The following is a 17651-nucleotide window of genomic DNA, read 5'->3' as shown; positions in this document are numbered from 1 at the left end:
AGACGCCTAGACCCAAAGACACGATGGCCAAACAGATCAGCTACGACTCCGAAGCGCGCGAGCACATCCGTCAGGGTGTGCGCAAGCTCGCGCGCGCCGTGAAGGTCACCCTCGGCCCCCGCGGCCGCAACGTGATCATCGAGAAGTCCTTCGGGAGCCCCACCGTCACCAAGGACGGTGTCTCGGTCTCCAAGGAGATCGACCTCGAGGATCCCTACGAGAACATGGGCGCCCAGCTCGTCAAGGAAGTCGCCTCGCGCACCAACGATGGCGCGGGTGACGGCACGACGACCGCGACCGTGCTCGCCGAGGCCATCTTCGAAGAGGGCCTCAAGAACGTCACCGCCGGCGCGAACCCGGTGGCGCTCAAGCGCGGAATGGACCAGGCGGTCGCCGCCGTGGTCAAGGACCTCGACCGCATGTCGCGCCCGATCAAGGGCCGTGAGGACATCGCCAAGGTCGGCACCATCGCCTCCAACGGCGACGTGGAGATCGGCGAGATGATCGCCGAGGCCATGGAGCGCGTCGGCCAGGACGGCGTGATCACGGTCGAAGAGGGCAAGAGCCTCGCGACCGAGGTCGACTGGGTCGAGGGCATGCAGTTCGACAAGGGCTACCTCAGCCCGCACTTCATCACCGACGCCAAGTCGATGGAGGCCGTCTTCGAGGACTGCTACGTGCTGGTCCACGAGAAGAAGGTCGCGACCGTCAAGGACATGATCCCGATCCTCGAAGAGGTCGCGCGCAGCGGCAAGCCGCTCGTGATCATCGCCGAGGACGTCGAGGGCGAGGCCCTGGCGACGTTGGTCGTGAACCGCCTGCGCGGCGCGTTCCCGGTCTGCGCGGTCAAGGCGCCCGGCTTCGGCGACCGCCGCAAGGCCATGCTCGAGGACATCGCGATCCTGACCGGCGCCACGGCGGTGCTCGAGTCGACGGGTCAAGAGCTCGAGTCGATGACCGTCAAGGACCTCGGCAAGGCGCGCAAGATCGTCATCACCAAGGACAACACGACGATCATCGAGGGCGCCGGCGTCAAGGGCGACATCAAGGGTCGGATCGATCAGATCCGCGCCGAGATCGAAGGCACCAAGTCGGACTACGACCGCGAGAAGCTCCAGGAACGCCTGGCCAAGCTCGCCGGTGGCGTGGCGCAGATCAACGTCGGCGCCGCCACCGAGTCGGAGATGAAGGAGAAGAAGGCCCGCGTCGAGGACGCGCTGCACGCGACCCGTGCGGCCGTCGAAGCCGGCATCGTGCCCGGCGGCGGCGTGGCCCTGCTCCAGGCGCAGACCGCGGTCGACAAGCTGAAGCTCACCGGTGACGAGCTGGTCGGGGCGATGATCATTCGCCGCGCCCTCGAGTCGCCGCTGCGCCAGATCGCCATCAACGCCGGTCAGGACGGCGCCGTCGTCGTCCAGAACGTGCGCGCCGGCAAGGGTGCCAGCTTCGGCTACAACGCCGCGACCGACACCTACGAGGACATGGCCGCCGCCGGTGTGATCGACCCGACCAAGGTCACCCGCACCGCGCTGACCAACGCCGCCTCGGTCGCCAGCCTGCTGCTCACCACGGACGCCATCGTGAGCGACCTGCCGGAGCCCAAGGAAGAGGCTCACGCGGGTCACAGTCACTGAGCGCAGCGCGGCCCTGCGGGGCTGCGCGAATCAGGCGGGGCGGAGCGCGCGGCCGGCGCGCTCCGCCCCGCTTCCGTTCGAGGCGGCGTGGACGAGCGGCCCCTCGTGGGGTCCCGAGCCCGTGGCACTCATCGAGACCGACCCCGGCGGTCGTCACGCCCCCGAGCGGCGTAAGCGCGAAGTCGTCGGCAGGGGCCCCTCCGCACCGCCAACGGTGGCAAGATCGGCGCCATGCAACAGCTTGCCCAGCTTCGAGTCCGCGTCGCGATCACGCTCGGGATCGCTCTCGGTGGAGTACCCGCCAGCGCCCAGCAGGTCCTGCTGGTGGATGCCGACGGCGGGCCCGGCGCCGACTTCACCGACCTCCAGCCAGCCCTCGACGCCGCCGCCGAGGGCCAAGTCGTCCTGATCCTGCCCGGCTCGTACAGCCAGTTCGTCGTCGACGGCAAGTCCCTCTCGATCTTCGCTGCGGCGCCGGGCGTGGCCGTCGAGGGCCGCTGCCGCGTCCGCAATGTCGGGCCCGGACAACGGGTCGTGCTGGACGGGCTCAAGTTCCACTCCATCGAAGGCACCGCTCTGCAGGTGGACGACTGTCCCGGCAGCGTGTGGTTCGAGGGTCTGGTCGTCGAGTCGATCGGCAATCCCTTCGTCGCCCCCAGCGTGGGGGTGCAGGTCTCGGACGCCGACAACTTGGTGATGGTCGACTGTGCGGTACGTTCCACGGTGGGCGAACAGATCACCACCAACGGCTCCAACGCCGGCCTGCAGGTGCTCTACTCGAACGTCTACCTGTTCGACTGTGTGGCCACCGCGGGGCTCCAGAACTTCGGCTATGACGGCGACCCCGGCGTCGAAGCGGGCAGCAGCTTCGTCTTTGCCAGTGGGTGCCGAATGGTCGGTGGGCGCGGATCGGACGGCAAGGTCTTCGGTGGAGCAGCCTGCGCCGACGGGTCCGATGGTGGACCCGGCCTGCGCTCGATCAACGCATTCCAGGGCCCCGGCTCCGAGGTCCTGCTGCTGGGCAGCGTCTCCATCGGCGGGGAGCCGGGCCGACCGAGTTCACCGGCGTGCTCGCCAGGAGCCCAGGGCCCGTCGCTGGAGGAGTTTCCCGGAAGCTCGATCCAAGACCTCGGGCTCCAGTTGCCCCCGCGCCGGCTCGAGCTCTCGGGGCCGATTTCGAGTGGCCAATCGCTCCACGGAACCCTCTCCGGTTCCCCCGCTGAGCTCGGCTGGATCGTGGCGTCCATCGAGACGTCGGCCGTCTTCGTGCCGGCGCTGCACGGGGTGCTCGCGACGACTTCGTCGGGCCTCGCGATTCAACTCGGACCGTTGAGCCCGGCGGGAGAGCTGGACTTCCAGTTCCAGGTGACGCTCCCGGGCGGGACTCCGTCGGCGACGGTCTTCGCCCAGGGCCTGCTGCTGAGCGCCGCCGACGGGCTGGTGCTCTCGGGCCCGCGCGCGACCCTGGTCGTGGGTCCGTAGTCGGCCGCACGGTGCTCTCCGGGGTTGCCTTGGGCCCCGCGGCGGGTTGAAGTGCTGCCCATGCCGCCCAAGACGAAGTCGAAAGCCGAACAAGCGAGTCCGACCACCACCGCCGACCTAGTCGAGCTCGAACGGCGCTTCGCCGAGTTGGCCGACCTGGGCCAGATCGGGTCGATCCTGTCTTGGGACCAACAGGTGATGATGCCCCCGGGCGGCGCGGGCTCGCGCGCGACCCAGATGGCAACCCTGGCGGGGCTCGTGCACGAGCGCACGACGGATCCGAAGTTGGTCGCCCTGCTGAAGCGGCTGCGCGCCGCCGCCGACGGGCTCAAGCCGCGTGAGCGCCGCATGCTGCACCTGGCGGCCAAGCACGTGCACCGCTCCACCGCGATCCCCGAGGAGATGGCGCGGGAGATGGCCGAACTCGAGTCGACTTCGCTCGAGGCCTGGTCGAAGGCGCGGGCCGAGAACGACTTCAAGCGCTTCGCTCCGGTGCTGGCGCGCACGGTGGAGCTCCAGCGCGAAGAGGCGCGGCTGCTCTCGGGCGGCGTGGGCGACCCCTACGACGCCCTGCTCGACAAGTACGAACCCGACACCACCGGCGCCGAGATCGATCCTCTGCTCGACGAGCTGGTCGAGATCACCGTGCCGCTCGTGGATCGCGTGCGGCGCTCGAAGGTCAAGGTCGATCGCAAGCCGCTGGTGAACAACCGCTTCCCGGCCGAGGCCCAGCGCGCCTTCGTGCGCGAGGTGGTCGAGTCCATGGGCATCGACCTCACCCGCGGTCGCCTGGACCTGTCGACACACCCCTTCTGCGGCGGCATCGGCCCGGTCGACGTGCGCATGACCGGGCGCTACGACCCGCGCGACCTGCGCGGCGGCCTGTTCGGCGCGATCCACGAGGCGGGGCACGGGCTCTACGAGCAGGGACTCGATCCCAAGCGCGCGCGCTCGCCCCTGGGCGGCGCGATCTCGATGGGCATCCACGAGTCGCAATCGCGCCTGTGGGAGAACATGATCGGGCGCTCGAAGCCCTTCTGGAGCCACTTCCTGTCCAAGGCCAAGAAGCGCTTCCCCGAGGCACTGACTGGCGTGAAGCTCGACGGCATGTGGCGCGCAGCCAATGCGCTCGCGCCGTCGATGATCCGCGTCGAGGCGGACGAGCTGACCTACAACCTCCACATCGCCCTGCGCTATCGCATCGAGCGCGAGCTGATCAGCGGCGCGTTGGCGGTGAAGGACCTGCCGGCGCGCTGGAACGACGAGATGCAGGCCACCCTCGGCGTCCGCCCCAAGAACGACACCGAGGGCTGCCTGCAGGACATCCACTGGTCCATGGGCGCGTTCGGTTACTTCCCGACCTACTCCCTCGGCAACCTCTACGCGGCCCAATTCATGGTCGCGGCGCGCGAGGCAATGCCCGACCTGGACGCCCAGGTGGCGGGCGGCAACCTGCTGCCCCTGCGAGCGTGGCTCCTGGAGAAGATCCACCGGCACGACCGGACCGTGACCGCCGGCCAGCTGGTCAAACGCGTGACCGGCGCCAAGCTGTCGGTGCGGCCCTTCGCCGAGTACATCGAAGCCAAGGTGACGGCGATCTACGGCTGACCGCCATCCCGGCCACGAGCAGCTCCCCATGGCACCAACCCCCTTCGGACTGCTGCTCGCCCTGGCTCCGCTCCTGGCGGTCAACGCGCAGGAGCAGGAGCGCCCGCGGATCGGGCTCGTGCTCAGCGGCGGCGGGGCTCGGGGCGCGGCGCACGTGGGCGTGCTGCAGGTGCTCGAGGACCTGCACGTGCCGGTGGACGTGGTGGTCGGCACCAGCGCCGGCTCGATCGTCGGCGGTCTCTACTGCGCCGGCTACACCCCCGACGACATCGCCGACATCTTCGAGCAGGCGGACTGGCCGAGCCTTCTGTCCGACGAGGTCGCCCGTGACCAGATGTGGTTCCGCAGGCGGCAGGACGACCGCCGCTTCCAGGTGGACCTGGAGCTGGGTTGGCGCGGCGGCGCACCGGTGCTGCCCCCCGGGCTGGTGCTCGGCCGCAACGTGGAGGCGTTCCTCGAGCGGCTGTTCCTGCCGGTGATCGGCGAGGCCGAGTTCGACCGCCTACGGCTGCCCTTCCGCTGCGTCGCCACCGACCTCGGCGACGGCAGCCAGGTGGTGCTCGACTCCGGGCGCTTGGACCGAGCGATTCGCGCCAGCGTATCCCTGCCGGGAGTCTTCGCGCCGGTGGTGATCGACGGCCGCGTGCTGGTCGACGGTGGGGTCGTCGACAACATCCCGCTGGACGTGGCCCGCGCGCTCGGCGCCGACGTGTTGATCGTGGTCGACATCGCGTCGCCCCTGGCCACCCTCGAGGGCCTGCCGTCGATGGTCGGCGTCAGCGGCCAGGTGCTCGGCATCCTGATGCACGAGAACCAGAGCCGCTCCCTGTCGGACTTGGGACCGGACGACATCCTGCTCGAGCCGGACCTGGCGGACGTGACGCTGATGCAGTTCGAGCGCTCGGGCGAGACCATCGCCCTGGGGCGCAGCGCGGCCGAAGCGATCGCCGAGCGCCTCGCCGACCTCGCGCTGGACGACGCGGCCTGGGAACGCTGGATCGACGACCACCGACGACCGGGCTCCCCACCGCGCACCATCGGTCGCGTCACGATCGCGGGCGACAGCAGCCTCTCGGACGCGATCGTGCGCGAGCTGGCCGATTTGAACGAGGGCGATCCCCTCGAACCCGGGACCCTCGAGGCCGCGCGGTACCGCCTGGCGACCCTCGACCTGTTCGAACGCGTCGACATCGACATCGACCCGGGTGATGACGAGTCCGAACCGGTCGACCTGGTGCTGCGCCCCCGGGAGAAGAGCTGGGGGCCGCACTACCTGCGCTTCGGGCTCGGCGTCAGCAGCGACCTGGGCGGCGGCGGCGACCTGGACCTCGGGGTGCAACACACCTGGCGGCCGGTGAACTCCCTGGGCGGTGAGTGGCGCAACGAAGCGCAGGTCGGCACGCGGACGCGCCTGCACACGGAGTTCTACCAACCCCTCGATCGCAGCCTGCGCTGGTACCTGTTGCCGTCGGTGACCTTCGAGCAGGACGACCTGCCGGTGATCGTCGAGCAGAAGAAGGTCGCGCTGGTGGACGTCAGCTCGCTCGGCGCCGAGTTGGCCCTGGGGCGCAATCTGGGCGACTGGGGTGCCCTGCAGGTGGGCTACGGCTACGCCCGCGGCGAGCTGCGACCCGAGATCGTGGTGCCGGGTCTGCTGCCCGGCTCGATCGTGGTCGAGAGCGGTCAGGTCAGCGCCCAGCTCACGGCCGACACCCTCGACCGGATCACCTTCCCGAGCCACGGCCTGGTCGGCAACCTGCGGTGGGAGTACTCGAACGACTCCCTGGGCGCGGACGACGTGACGTCGACCCTGGTCGGCGCCCTCGCGGCGCCGCTCTCGATCGGGCAGCTGACCTTCCAACCCTCGATCGAGGCCGGAACGACCTTCGAGGGCGAGTCACCGATCGGCGGCGCCTTCTCCCTCGGTGGCTTCCAGCGGCTGTCCGGGCTCGGACCCCAAGAGCTGACCGGCAATCACTACGGCCTGGGCGTGGTGCAGTCCTACTACCAGCTCGGCGCGCGCTCGGCCCAGCTCGACTTCGCCAGCTTCGTCGGCGTGACCCTCGAAGTCGGAGGCATCTGGCAGCGCGAGGAGGAGATCGACGGCAGCGACCTGCTCTTGGGCGGCTCGCTGTTCTTCGCCTTCGACACCTTCGTGGGACCGGCCTACTTCGCCCTGGGCTTCACCGAGGGTGGCGAGCGCTCCCTCAACATCTTCGTGGGACCGACCTTCTGACCAGGCTGGCCCCTTGAAGCCCGCCCGCTTCACGCCCAAGTCTGATGCCATGGCTGCCACCGACTCCACCAGCGCCCAGTTCCCCGCCGAGTCCGCCGCCGACGGCTCCTGGAAACGCCAGAACAGCGCCTTCCGCCACACCGTCGAAGCGGGGGGCGAGTTCCCGCCCGAGGCGGGGCGCTACCACCTATGGGTCTCCCTGGCCTGCCCCTGGGCGCACCGGACGATCATCGTCCGCAAGCTCAAGGGCCTCGAGCACGCGCTCAGCCTGTCCGTGGTCGATCCGATCCGCGACGAGCGGGGCTGGCGCTTCACCACCGGCGCTGGGCACGGCCCCGATCCGATCCGCGACTTCAAGTTCCTCTCCGAGGCCTATCGCGCGACCGACCCCGACTTCGACGCGCGGGTGACCGTTCCGACGCTTTGGGATCGCGAGTCGGGCCAAATCGTCAACAACGAGTCGGCCGAGCTGATCGTGATGCTCGACGGGGCCTTCGCGGAGCTGGCCGAGGAGCCCGGGCCGCAGCTCTACCCGGAAGACCTGCGCGAGGCGATCGACGAGGTCAACGACTTCGTCTACGACCACATCAACGACGGCGTCTACAAGTGCGGCTTCGCCGCCAGCCAGGGCGCCTACGACCGCGCCTACGCCCACCTGTTCGACGGCCTGGACGAGCTCGAGCGGCGGCTGGCCGGTCAGCGCTACCTGGCCGGCGATCGGCTGACCCTGGCGGACGTGCGCGCCTTCACGACGCTGGTGCGCTTCGACGCCGTCTACCACGGGCACTTCAAGTGCAACCGCCAGCGCCTGGCCGACTTCGAGCACCTGTGGGCCTACGCCCGCGACCTCTACCAGACCCCGGGTTTCGGCGACACGGTCGACTTCGACCACATCAAGCGCCACTACTACGTGACGCACGGGCAGCTCAACCCGAGCGGGATCGTGCCCCAGGGTCCGCTGCTGGACTGGGGCGCGCCCCACGGGCGCGAAGACCTCGCGCCGGCGGGACCGTTCGGGGAGTGACGCCCGGCCTGGGCGCTGCGGTAGGCGTTCGTACGGTGCCAGGCACGAAACCGCCGCCTACCGCAGCGCGCGCGCGAGCCATGGTGCGACCTCGCGAACCATGGCTTCGGTGCCCGCGCCCGTGAACGAGTGGTCGACCCCCGGCAACTCCACCAGTCGAGTCCGCGGACCCAGCTCCGCGGCTACGTCGCGCGAGTCCTGGACCGGCACCACTTCGTCCGCATCGCCGTGCACCAACAGCCACGGAACGCGCACGTCGCGCGCCAGGGGCAGGACACTGTCGATCGCCAAGAGGTCGTCGCGCAACGCCTCGCCCAACGGCTTGCCCGGCTTTCCGAGCAGCAACTCGCCCGGCTCGAGGCCTGCGAACAGCGAGCGGTAGAACCGCGCCGAGTGCACCATCCCGGCCAGGGAGACCAGCGCTTCGATCCGCCGGTCACGAACAGCGCGCAGGCAACCGACCAGTGCCCCCATGCTGTGCCCCACGTAGGCCAACCGCCGTCCCTCGAGGACGTCGAGCACGGCGCCCAGATCCCCCACTTCCTTGGTGGGCGTCGAGTCGAGAAAGCTGCCCTCGGAGTCGCCGTTGCCCGAGAAGGCGACTCGCACTGAGGCCAAGCCCAGCTCGGCCAGGGCGGCCGAGAGGGCCGCGGACCAGGGGCGCGTGCGATCCGAGGTCAAGCCGTGGCCGATGACGACAATCGGGCCGTCCCCGTTCGAAGTCCCGATCCCCGCCGGCACGAAGGTCGCCGCGAGGAGCTCGCCCTGGCCGTTGCGGATGTCGGGCAAACCAGTCATCGCCGCAGCCTCCAACGCCAATAGCCCACGGCCAGCAGCGAGCCCGTGAGCAGGTCGAAGAGGAAGTGCTGCTTGGTGGTCAAGGTGCTGAGGACCAGGGCGATCCAAGCGACCCACAGTGCCGCGATGACGGAGCGGCGGCCGGACCAACGCCCGACCACCAGGAAGATCAACGCCGACTGCGCCGCGTGCAGGCAGGGCCAGGTATTGAAGGGCTGATCGACGGCCCGCAGCATCAAGTTCAGACCGTGCAACGACCCCGTGTGGCGCGGACCGACCGCGCCGTGGCGCAGCACCATCTCCGCCGGCCAGACCAGGAACACGGCGCAGGCTGCGAGGGTGATCGCCACCAATCCGGAGTAGAGGGCGAAGAGCTGGCGCGCGCCTGCCGCGGTCTTCGGGTAGGCGAAGACCGAGAGCACGAACGAGGCGTAGAAGACACTCGTGTAGACCAGCACGGTCCACGGCAGGTAGGGGATGCGGCTGTCGAGCGAGCGACCGTCGATCACGAACAGGCTCGCCGGGTCGAACGCGGTCACCCCGCGCGCGGAGGCGAATGCGTTCACCGACAGGTAGGCCGTCGCCATGATCGCCCCGCTGACGGCGAGCCCGATTGCAGCCCACCAGCGGCTGCCTTGCGCCCGCCAGCGAAGGCCGTACCAAGGGAAGGTCGACGCGCCTTCGCGCGCCGACTGGCTGGTCCCGTGATCGCCCTGCTTGTCGTCCTCCATGCGGTCGCTCGCGCCCATCCTCCCACGACCGATGGGCGTCGAACAAACCGGACGTCGGGCCCGCGGACATGAAAGAAGAGCGGAGCCCCCACGGCTCCGCTCCTCGAAGGTCTCAATCGAGAGGGGTGACCTCGGGTCGCGTGGCAAGCAAGGGCCGCGTCCCTGGTCGAGCGAGAGGGTCTGCCGACCCCCGATGTCGGGACCGCTCGGCGGCGCGCGAACGCGCCGCGGGGCAGTCGAGGAGAGGTGGCCGCCCGGGCTCGGCCCGTTACCTCCGCAGCGAGAATTGCAGACCTTTTCCGCCACGCGACGTGCCGCGGCGGCGAGCCCCCCTGGACGATGGCCGAACCCATGGCACAACCCGACTTCGAGCGGCTCCTCGAGCAGCGCACCTGGCTGGGCGAGCTGTGCCGCGGCCTGGTCGGCGGCGCGGACGGCGAGGCTCTGGCCGACGACACCCTGACCACGGCTTGGCAGCGCCCGCCGAACTCGCGCGGGCCCCTGAGGCCCTGGCTGGCGACGGTCGCGCGGCGTCTGGCCGCCAGCCGCCGCCGGGCCGAGGGTCGTCGCAGCCGCCGGGAGCAGGCCGCTGCCCGGGCCGAACGCACCGGGGACCTGACCGCCGAGGCGTCGGAGCGGGCCGAGCTCGCCGAGCGCGTGGCGGCCCAGGTCCGCGCCCTGCCCGAGCCCTACCGCTCGGTGGTGCTGCTGCGCTACTTCGAGGACCTCTCGCCGAAGCAGATCGGTGCGCGCCTCGACCGCCCGGCGGGAACCGTCCGCAGTCAACTGGCCCGCGGCCTCGAGCAACTGCGTGAGCGCCTCGACGCCGCCGACCCCCGCGGTCGGGGCGGCTGGTTCCCCCTGGCCCTGGCCCTCGCGGATCGTCCGACTCCGCTTCCGCCCCTCGCTCCTTCGACTGCTGCCCTGGGAGGGCTCGCCGCCATGAAGACCGCCGCCGCCGTGATCGCCCTCGCCTCCGTCGCCGTCCTGGCCTACGTCACCGTACGGCCGGACCCGGCCGCCGGTCCGGCTGCGGCCGAACCGCAGGCCGAGGTGGGCACGGCTGCCCGCCTGCATGAGCCCAGCCCGATCGCCGCCGACGGCCTGACCGCCGAGCCACTCGCGAGCGCGGGTCGCCGGGACGTGCTGCCCGAGTCCCTCGCCGCACCGGCGGCGGACGTGGAGATCGCGGCCAGCGAGAACACGTCGACGGTCTTCGTGCGCGCCGTCGACGCGAGCGGCGTCGGCCTTCCGGGCGCGACCCTGGTCGAGACCAAGGACAACGGTGAGCCCCAGGGCTCCGCCACCCTCGGAGAAGCGGACGGTTCGATCGCGCTCGAGCTGGCACTCTCCGGCGAGCGTCGCGTGGCCCAGCTGGTCCTGACCGCGCCCGGACGGGAGCGGGCGCGGATCGAGACCCTGATCCGCGCGGGCGAAGAGCACCGGCTCGGGGCGGTGACCCTGGCCCTGGGCGGCTGGGTCGCGGGACGCGTGCAGCTCGAACGCGGCGGCGAGGTGCGCGGCGGGCGCGCGATCCTGGCGCCGGTGGCCAGCGGCGACCCCCTGCTCGCCAGCGGCAAGATCCCCGACCAACGCACCTGGCGCGGTCGAGCCGACGTCGGCGCCGACGGCAGCTTCCGCATCGACCAGATCGGTCCCGGCTGGTGGCGCGTGTGGGCCAAGGCCGAGGGCTGCGAGTGGACCGCCAGCGAGGTCTTCGAGATCGTCGAGGGCGGCGGTCGCGGCGACCTGCGGCTGACCCTGACGGCCCGGGACGACAGCCACCGCATCGCGGGGCGCGTGGTCGGCCCCGACGGCGCGCCGGTGCCCTCGGCCAAGCTCTCGGTACGCTGCCAGACTCCGAACTACGTGACCGAGAGCACCCAGAGTGCCGGCCCCGATGGTCGCTTCGAGCTGACCCTGCGCGAGCAGGTCCCCCACGACCTCGGCTTCGTCGACCCCGAGGGCCTGCTCGCGCCAGTCTTCATGGAGCAGGTCGCTCCCGGCACTGTCGATCTGGTCGTGCGCCTGGTGGCCCCCGAGCCGCTGGTGCTCGAGGTCAGCGGGCGGAACGAGCCGCTTGCGGCCTACAGCTACGAGATTCGCGATGCGGCCAGCATGAATCGACTGATCGTGGGCAGCGTCGACGAGGACACGCCGCGCCCCGTCACCCTGAGCCTGCCCACGCGGCGCTTCGTGATCGAGATCGAGGCCGCCGGCTATGTGGTCGAGTCCCACGGGTCCTTCGAGCCGCAAGACCTGCACGGGCGATTGCCCCTGGTCTTGACGCCCGCGGCGCGCATCAGCGGGCGGGTGCTCGCCGAGGGTCGACCGGTGGCCGGAGCCACGGTGCTGCTCGCGCCGCTGGTCTCGGAACGACGGTTGCTGATGAGCAACGGCTTTCGCACGCGCTATCGCACGAGCGACTCGAAGCACTCCATCACCGACGTCGACGGCAACTTCGACCTGCCCCTGCAGCGCGAGGGCGAGCAGGTCTTCGTGGTCACCGCCGCGGGCTTCGCCCAGACCGAGGTCGGCCCCTACGACTTCGCCCACGGGCGCGACGTGGACGACCTGGTGCTCGAGCCGCAGCGATCGGGGCGCATCGAGGGTCGCGTGCTGCTGCCCGCGGGGGCCGACGGCGAGGGCCTGATCCTGGGCCTCAACAGCGGCGACGGCTCGCCGCGCACCCTGCGCGCGGGACCCGGTGGACGCTACGAGATCGAGGACCTCGCGCCGGGTTGGTGGCAACTGCAGCTGCGCGAGGAAGAGATCCTGCCCAATCGCTCGGTGGTGGCGATGGCCGAGCTCGACGAGCCGATTCCCTACGAGGGCGACCTGTGGGTGCGTCCGGGCGAGACCACCGTCTACGACGTGGACCTGCGCGATCGTGGTCCGTGCCTGGTGAGCGGGCAGCTCACCGGCGCCGACTTCAGCGGTTGGAGTGCGTCCCTCGGAACCTCGACCGCCTGGTTCGGCGAGGCCTTCGAGCAGGAGAACACCGGCCTCTCCGCCGACGGCGGCTTCGAGCTGCAAGTCCCCTTCGACGGTCCCTACACCCTGACCCTGACCGCTCCCGGCGGCACCGACAGCCTGGTGGTCACCGAGATGCTCGAGCTCGAGGCCGGGGACACGGATTGGGAACTCGACCTGCCCCTGGGAGCGATCGAAGGCGTCGGCTCGGCCGCGCTGCACGAGGGAACGCGCAAGGTGCGCGCCAAGTGGTCCTCGCCCACGAGCGGTGCGAAGGCGTCGATCCCGATCGTGGCGGACGCCGACGGCAGCTTCCGCCTGGCCCGGGTGCCCGCCGGCTCGGTCTCGATCGAGGAGCTCGAGGTCGGCGTCGGCGACGCCCGCTGGCGCAGCCTTCAGAGGGTCGAGCTCGGCGCGGGAGAGACCCTGCGCGTGGACCTTCCCTGAGCTCGCCGCCGAGCGAACGGTGAGCCAAGGCTCGACGGGTTCGACTTTCGGCTTGACGCATATCCAGTTGGTTATATGTTGAGAGCGTGGATGCCACCTTCCGAGCCATCGCCGACCCCTCGCGCCGCACGATCCTGGACCTGTTGGCCGAGGGCGAGCGGTCGGTGACCCAACTGCTGGAGCACTTCGACTTCAGCCAACCCGCCCTGTCCAAGCACCTGCGGGTCCTGCGCGACGCCGGCCTGGTCACGGCGCGGTCCGCCAGCCGCCGCCGCCTCTACGGCCTGCGCGCCGAGGGCCTGCGATCGGTCGCCGAGTGGGTCCGTCACTACGAGCAATTCTGGACCGAGCGGCTCGATGCCCTCGGCGCGGTGCTCGACGCGGAGGCCGGGCAGTGACTTGTCTGCGCGTGGAGCGGGTCTACCCCCACCCGCGCGAGCTCCTGTGGCGCGCTCTGACCGAACGCGAGCTGCTCGGGCGTTGGCTGATGCCGAACGACTTCGAGCCCGTGGTCGGACACCGCTTCACCTTCCGCACCGAACCCGGGCCCGGCTTCGACGGGATCGTGCACTGCGAGGTGCTCGAGCTGGTCGAAGGGCAGCGCCTGAGGATCCGCTGGGTCGGCGGGCCGATCGACACAGAAGTGACTTTCAGTCTGTCCGACACCGAGGGCGGCACCCGCCTCGTAGTCGAGCAGACCGGCTTCCGGGGCCTGCGGGCCTGGATCGTCGCGCGCATCCTCGCCATCGGCAACCGCTCGATCTACGGGCGGCGCCTGCCCGCCCTACTCGACTCCATGGACACCGACGACGCAACCGTCGGCGATTCGAACGATCCCGACTGCATGACCCGCGAACAGTCGCTCTGGGAGCGGCTCTTGGGGCTGCTCTCCAACCGACGCTGAGGCCATGAAGACCGACGACCGCATCTTGACCCTGCACCCGGCCGGCAAGCAGGGCGTGAACATCGAGCGCTCGAAGTACGACCTCGTGCGAACGGCACTCTTGCGTGTCGTTCCGCGTTCGGCCGACGGCGTGGCGTTCAAGGAACTACGGACCCTGGTCGGTCCGCAGCTCGAGGCCGCCGGCTTTCCGCGCGAGGCGTCGGTGAGCTGGTACGTGACCGTGGTCAAGCAGGACCTCGAAGCCCGCGGCGAGGTGGTCCAGGTGACAGACGCCCGGCCCCAGCGACTGCGTCGTCCGACGAGGGGTCGGTGATGGAGCGCCGCCATATCGCCTGGTTCGCCCTCGTCGCAGGGGGCTTCGCCTCGGCCGCGTTCGTCTTCGCCGTCGGTCCCTACGCGGAACTGGCCCAGCGGCTGGGAACCGAACGTCCCTTCGACGAGGCGCCGGCCACAAGTGTGGCAGGGGCCAAGGCGCGCCTGGCGGCGATGGATGCTGCGACGGTCGAACTCTACGCGAACCACTTGCGTTGGGACCTGGTTGCGATGGTCGCCAACGGTGCATTGCTCGCCGGGCTTCTGCTCGCGCTCGCCCCTTCTCGGCTCCGGGCCCGAAGCTATCTGTTGGCACTTCCGGCCCTGGTGATGCTCGCCGACGCGGTCGAGAACTCGGTGCTGTCCACCTGGCTCGCGAACCTGCAGACGGCCCCCTCCGAGACCTCGGTCCTCGTGGCACGGACAGCGACGACAGCCAAGTTCGGCGCCTTTGCAGTCGCCGTGTTGGCGATCGCCGCCCTGGCCGCAGCACGGATGCTGCATCGGCGCAGGGGTCGCAGCCCCCGCCCGGGCGGACAAAGCGCTCGCGTCGGGAGCGAAATCGATTCCGACCTGCGGGTCTCGCCGTTCGGAGCTGGAGCGCGGCCCAGTCTCGAATCGTCGGAAGGTTCGCGACGAGCGCGCTGACGCGCTCCGCTATGGGCGCTCACTGATCGACCCGCCACAGGCCCGCCAGCAATGCGCGCTCGACGCGAGCACCGTGATCGGAATCGAGCTTCTCCACTCCGGTTCGATCGCGGAGCTCGATCCGGAACGAATTCTTCGCCATCAAGTCAACGCGCGCTCGAGCGACCGCCGCAGGCCGCGCTCGTCGATCGGGCCACCGCCGGCGAGGCACAGGTGCTCCGGGCGCAGGTGCCGGTGGGCGGCCTCGCGCACCTGCTCGCGGGTGACCGCGGCGAAGCGTCGGGGGAGCTGCTCGAGCTCGTCGGCGGGCAGCTCCATGCGCTCGCGGTTGATCAGGTAGGTCACGCGGCGACCGGCGCGTTCGAAGCCCAGGGCGTGGCTGCCGACCAGGTAGTCCACGGCCAGCTCCAGCTCGGCGGGCGTCACCAGCTCGTCGCGAATGCGCCGGATCTCCTGCACGAAGCCCACCAGCGCCCGATCGACCTTGTCGGGGCTGGTGGCGATGTAGGCCGAGAACATCCCGGGGTAGAGGCCGGCCGAGTCGAATTGGCTGGCGTGCACCGAGTAGGCCAGGCCCTCCGCGTCGCGCAGGCGCGCGGCGATGCGGTTGGTGAAGCCGGGGCCGGTGCCGAGGATGTGGTCGAGCACGCAGACCGCCGCGAAGTCCGGGTCCTTGCGACGCAGGCCGAGGTGACCGAGGCACAGGTGCACCTGCTGCCGATCCGCGCGGAAGGCGGCGACGCGGTGGCCGCCGGCGGGGAACTCGGCGGGGGCCAGGGTCGGCCGGGCACCGGGCTTCCAGCTGGTCAGGCGGCGGTCGAGCAACCGGCGCACGTCGCCGGGATCGATGTCCCCGCAGACCGCGATCAGCGCCCGGCGTGCCGTGAACAAGCGACGGTGGTGGGCGCGAAGGTGACGGCGCTCGATGCGGGCCACGGTTTCGAGCTGGCCTCGCTCGGGGCGACCGATCCAGTGCTCGCCGTAGATCAGCCGGCGAAACCGGCGCGCGGCCTGCACGCGGGGCTCGTCGGCCTCCACGGCCAAGCGGTCGAGCAGCGCCGCGCGGCGACGGTCCACGCGGTCCTTGGGATAGGTCGGCTGGGTCAGGATCTCGGCGCCGAGCTCCAACAGCTTCTTCCAACCGGTGGTCGCCACCACGCCGGAGAGGCCCGTCGAGTCGCCGGAGATGCTGCCCCCGCGGGGCTCGAGCAAGTCGGCGAGCTGCTCGTCGTCGTGCTTCTGGGTGCCTTCTGGCGCGAGGGCGCCGGTCAGGTAGGCCAGGCCGGCAAACTCGGGCGGATCCTCCGCCAAGCCCCCGCGCAGGTGCACTTGAAATGCGGTCAAGGGCGCACCGGAGCGCGGCGAGACCACGAGCCGGGCGCCACAGCGCAGCTCGAACTGCTCGAAGGGCAGCGAAGGCGCGGGGACCTCGCGCCGCTTCGCGGAAGTGCCGAGGTCCGTCAAACGTCGAACCTCGAATCGTCGGGCAGGCTCCAACCGACCACGCGGCGGCGGCGATCGAGGAACTTGGCGGCGGCATCGCGCACCTCGACCGGCTTCAGGTCGCAGAGGCGACCGCGGGTGTCCAGGGCCAGGCGCCAGTCGGCGTCGACCGCGAAGCCGCCGAGCTCGTTCGCTAGGTCCGAGACGGTCTCGGCCTCGTAGGCCTCCGAGGCGGCGAGCAGGTCCACCGCCCGCCGAATCTCACGCAGCGGCAGGCGCTCGGTCCGCAGGTATTCGAGCTCCTCGTTCACGGCGGCCTCGACTTCGGCCGCATCGGCCGCGGAGGTCGCGTCGACCATCAGCCAGAAGGCGCCACCGTCGACGCGCGTGTCGTTGCTGGCCGAGACACTGGTGGCCAGGTCCCCGTCGAGCACCAGGCGACGTTGCAGCAGCGCGCGGCGGCCGGTGGTCAAGAGCGTCAGGATCACGTCCAACAGATCGTCCTCGCGCGAACCGACCGGCACCGTCGGCCAAGCCATGCAGAGCCGCTTGCCTGGATCGGGCCAGCGCATCTCGAGCCGCACTTCACCCGCCGGTTCCTCGAGCACCGGCGCGAAGGGTCGCTCGGGCGCAGGGCTCGTCGGCAAGTGCCCGAAATGGCGGCGAGCGGCGCGCAACGCCGCCGTCGGCGTCACGTCCCCGCAGACCACCAGGGTCGCGTTGGCCGGGACGTAGAAGCGCCGATGGAAGGCGCGCATGTCGTCGACGGATGTTCCGCCCAGGCTCTGGGTGGTGCCGATGATCGGGCGACCGTAGGCGTGGCGTTGGAACAGTGCGGCTTCGACGCGCTTGGCCAGGGCCGTCCAGGGATCGTCCTCCCCCATGGCGAGTTCCTCGAGCACGACCTCGCGCTCGGAGTCGAACTCCGCCGGCTCCAGCAGCAGACCGCCCATGCGATCGGCTTCCATGGCCAGGGCCTGCTCCCAGCGGTCGCTGGCGAACTCGAACCAGTAGGCCGTGTGGTCGTAGCCGGTGAAGGCGTTGTTCTGACCACCGAGGCGAGCGGTGACCTCGTCGACGGCGCCCTTCCCGAACGCTGCGCTGCCCTTGAACATCATGTGCTCGAGGAAGTGCGACAGACCCGCCTCGCGCTCGGTCTCGTCCCGCGCGCCGACGCGGTAGAAGAGCATCACCGCGACGACCGGGTCCAGGTGTCGCTCGGCTACCAGCACCCGCAAGCCGTTGCCCAGTCGGTGCTCGGTGATATCGGCGCCGCCCCTGGATTCGGGCGGCTGGGGGCTGCGACGGCTCTTCGTTGACGTGGTTCGCGGCATAGGGGGCGCAGACTATACCAGTGCCCCGTCGGGGGACGGGGGCGCGGAGTGTCGGGAGGGCGGGCGATCGGGGAACA

Annotated in this window: 14 protein-coding genes; 10 read left to right on the top strand and 4 right to left on the bottom strand. The window is 70.6% G+C overall.

Features of this window, described 5'->3' with window-relative positions:
* Positions 1 to 23 precede the first annotated feature (23 nt).
* The 5 genes from groL to Pla133_RS03685 all read left to right on the top strand — a co-directional run bounded on the left by groL (position 24) and on the right by Pla133_RS03685 (position 7984).
* Positions 24 to 1634 carry a chaperonin GroEL gene (gene groL / locus Pla133_RS03705; RefSeq protein WP_145062562.1) on the top strand — a complete coding sequence of 537 codons (1611 nt, stop codon included), beginning with the start codon at positions 24 to 26 and terminating at the stop codon, positions 1632 to 1634.
* A 231-nt stretch (positions 1635 to 1865) separates the two neighbouring features.
* Positions 1866 to 3116 (top strand): right-handed parallel beta-helix repeat-containing protein, encoded by a 1251-nt coding sequence (locus tag Pla133_RS03700; protein ID WP_145062560.1) that lies wholly within the window; start codon positions 1866 to 1868, stop codon positions 3114 to 3116.
* Between the two features lie 60 nt (positions 3117 to 3176).
* A complete protein-coding gene (locus Pla133_RS03695; protein WP_145062558.1) occupies positions 3177 to 4724 on the top strand; it encodes a carboxypeptidase M32 in 1548 nt (515 codons plus the stop codon).
* A gap of 28 nt (positions 4725 to 4752) precedes the next feature.
* The gene (locus Pla133_RS03690) at positions 4753 to 6960 is read left to right on the top strand and encodes a patatin-like phospholipase family protein (protein WP_145062556.1); all 2208 of its coding nucleotides are present in this window, start codon (positions 4753 to 4755) and stop codon (positions 6958 to 6960) included.
* 49 nt (positions 6961 to 7009) lie between these two features.
* Entirely contained in the window at positions 7010 to 7984 is a 975-nt protein-coding gene (locus tag Pla133_RS03685; RefSeq protein ID WP_145070725.1) for a glutathione S-transferase family protein, read from the top strand.
* A gap of 57 nt (positions 7985 to 8041) precedes the next feature.
* On the opposite strand, the gene Pla133_RS03680 is transcribed toward Pla133_RS03685, so the two are convergent.
* Both Pla133_RS03680 and Pla133_RS03675 read right to left on the bottom strand, forming a co-directional pair.
* Positions 8042 to 8782, bottom strand: coding sequence for an alpha/beta hydrolase family protein (locus tag Pla133_RS03680; RefSeq protein ID WP_145062554.1), 741 nt, complete (start codon positions 8780 to 8782; stop codon positions 8042 to 8044).
* Positions 8779 to 9513, bottom strand: a complete 735-nt coding sequence (locus Pla133_RS03675; RefSeq protein ID WP_419195424.1) for a phosphatase PAP2 family protein — start codon at positions 9511 to 9513, stop codon at positions 8779 to 8781. The genes Pla133_RS03680 and Pla133_RS03675 overlap by 4 nt, the downstream gene beginning before the upstream one ends.
* Positions 9514 to 9864: 351 nt before the next feature.
* Here Pla133_RS03675 and Pla133_RS03670 point away from each other — a divergent pair, with 351 nt between their 5' ends.
* The 5 genes from Pla133_RS03670 (at position 9865) to Pla133_RS03650 (ending at position 14797) form a co-directional block, all read left to right on the top strand.
* Complete coding sequence (locus tag Pla133_RS03670; RefSeq protein WP_419192094.1) at positions 9865 to 12933, top strand: sigma-70 family RNA polymerase sigma factor; 3069 nt, start codon at positions 9865 to 9867, stop codon at positions 12931 to 12933.
* A gap of 86 nt (positions 12934 to 13019) precedes the next feature.
* The gene (locus Pla133_RS03665) at positions 13020 to 13331 is read left to right on the top strand and encodes an ArsR/SmtB family transcription factor (protein ID WP_145062548.1); all 312 of its coding nucleotides are present in this window, start codon (positions 13020 to 13022) and stop codon (positions 13329 to 13331) included.
* Positions 13328 to 13837 (top strand): SRPBCC family protein, encoded by a 510-nt coding sequence (locus tag Pla133_RS03660; protein ID WP_419192093.1) that lies wholly within the window; start codon positions 13328 to 13330, stop codon positions 13835 to 13837. The genes Pla133_RS03665 and Pla133_RS03660 overlap by 4 nt, the downstream gene beginning before the upstream one ends.
* A 4-nt stretch (positions 13838 to 13841) precedes the next feature.
* Complete coding sequence (locus Pla133_RS03655) at positions 13842 to 14150, top strand: DUF6958 family protein (protein WP_145062545.1); 309 nt, start codon at positions 13842 to 13844, stop codon at positions 14148 to 14150.
* Positions 14150 to 14797, top strand: a complete 648-nt coding sequence (locus tag Pla133_RS03650; RefSeq protein ID WP_145168271.1) for a hypothetical protein — start codon at positions 14150 to 14152, stop codon at positions 14795 to 14797. The genes Pla133_RS03655 and Pla133_RS03650 overlap by 1 nt, the downstream gene beginning before the upstream one ends.
* A gap of 141 nt (positions 14798 to 14938) precedes the next feature.
* Here Pla133_RS03650 and Pla133_RS03645 read toward each other — a convergent pair whose 3' ends face one another.
* Positions 14939 to 16261, bottom strand: a complete 1323-nt coding sequence (locus tag Pla133_RS03645; RefSeq protein WP_145168269.1) for a M16 family metallopeptidase — start codon at positions 16259 to 16261, stop codon at positions 14939 to 14941.
* Complete coding sequence (locus tag Pla133_RS03640) at positions 16258 to 17574, bottom strand: M16 family metallopeptidase (protein ID WP_145168267.1); 1317 nt, start codon at positions 17572 to 17574, stop codon at positions 16258 to 16260. Before Pla133_RS03640 ends, Pla133_RS03645 begins: the two co-directional genes overlap by 4 nt.
* Positions 17575 to 17651 lie beyond the last annotated feature (77 nt).

The sequence above is a fragment of the Engelhardtia mirabilis genome (genome assembly GCF_007748095.1).
Taxonomy (GTDB): Bacteria; Planctomycetota; UBA1135; order UBA1135.
The sequence above is the reverse complement of the archived record's forward strand: the minus strand, read 5'-3'. Positions and strand labels throughout refer to the sequence as shown.

Excerpts from the sequence above, each read along its gene's own strand:
- Pla133_RS03680 (WP_145062554.1), bottom strand. The coding sequence starts at position 8,782 with ATGACTGGTTTGCCCGACATCCGCAACGGCCAGGGCGAGCTCCTCGCG.
- Pla133_RS03700 (WP_145062560.1), top strand. The coding sequence starts at position 1,866 with ATGCAACAGCTTGCCCAGCTTCGAGTCCGCGTCGCGATCACGCTCGGG.
- Pla133_RS03675 (WP_419195424.1), bottom strand. The coding sequence starts at position 9,513 with ATGGAGGACGACAAGCAGGGCGATCACGGGACCAGCCAGTCGGCGCGC.
- Pla133_RS03670 (WP_419192094.1), top strand. The coding sequence starts at position 9,865 with ATGGCACAACCCGACTTCGAGCGGCTCCTCGAGCAGCGCACCTGGCTG.
- Pla133_RS03685 (WP_145070725.1), top strand. The coding sequence starts at position 7,010 with ATGGCTGCCACCGACTCCACCAGCGCCCAGTTCCCCGCCGAGTCCGCC.
- groL (WP_145062562.1), top strand. The coding sequence starts at position 24 with ATGGCCAAACAGATCAGCTACGACTCCGAAGCGCGCGAGCACATCCGT.
- Pla133_RS03650 (WP_145168271.1), top strand. The coding sequence starts at position 14,150 with ATGGAGCGCCGCCATATCGCCTGGTTCGCCCTCGTCGCAGGGGGCTTC.
- Pla133_RS03640 (WP_145168267.1), bottom strand. The coding sequence starts at position 17,574 with ATGCCGCGAACCACGTCAACGAAGAGCCGTCGCAGCCCCCAGCCGCCC.
- Pla133_RS03690 (WP_145062556.1), top strand. The coding sequence starts at position 4,753 with ATGGCACCAACCCCCTTCGGACTGCTGCTCGCCCTGGCTCCGCTCCTG.
- Pla133_RS03695 (WP_145062558.1), top strand. The coding sequence starts at position 3,177 with ATGCCGCCCAAGACGAAGTCGAAAGCCGAACAAGCGAGTCCGACCACC.
- Pla133_RS03655 (WP_145062545.1), top strand. The coding sequence starts at position 13,842 with ATGAAGACCGACGACCGCATCTTGACCCTGCACCCGGCCGGCAAGCAG.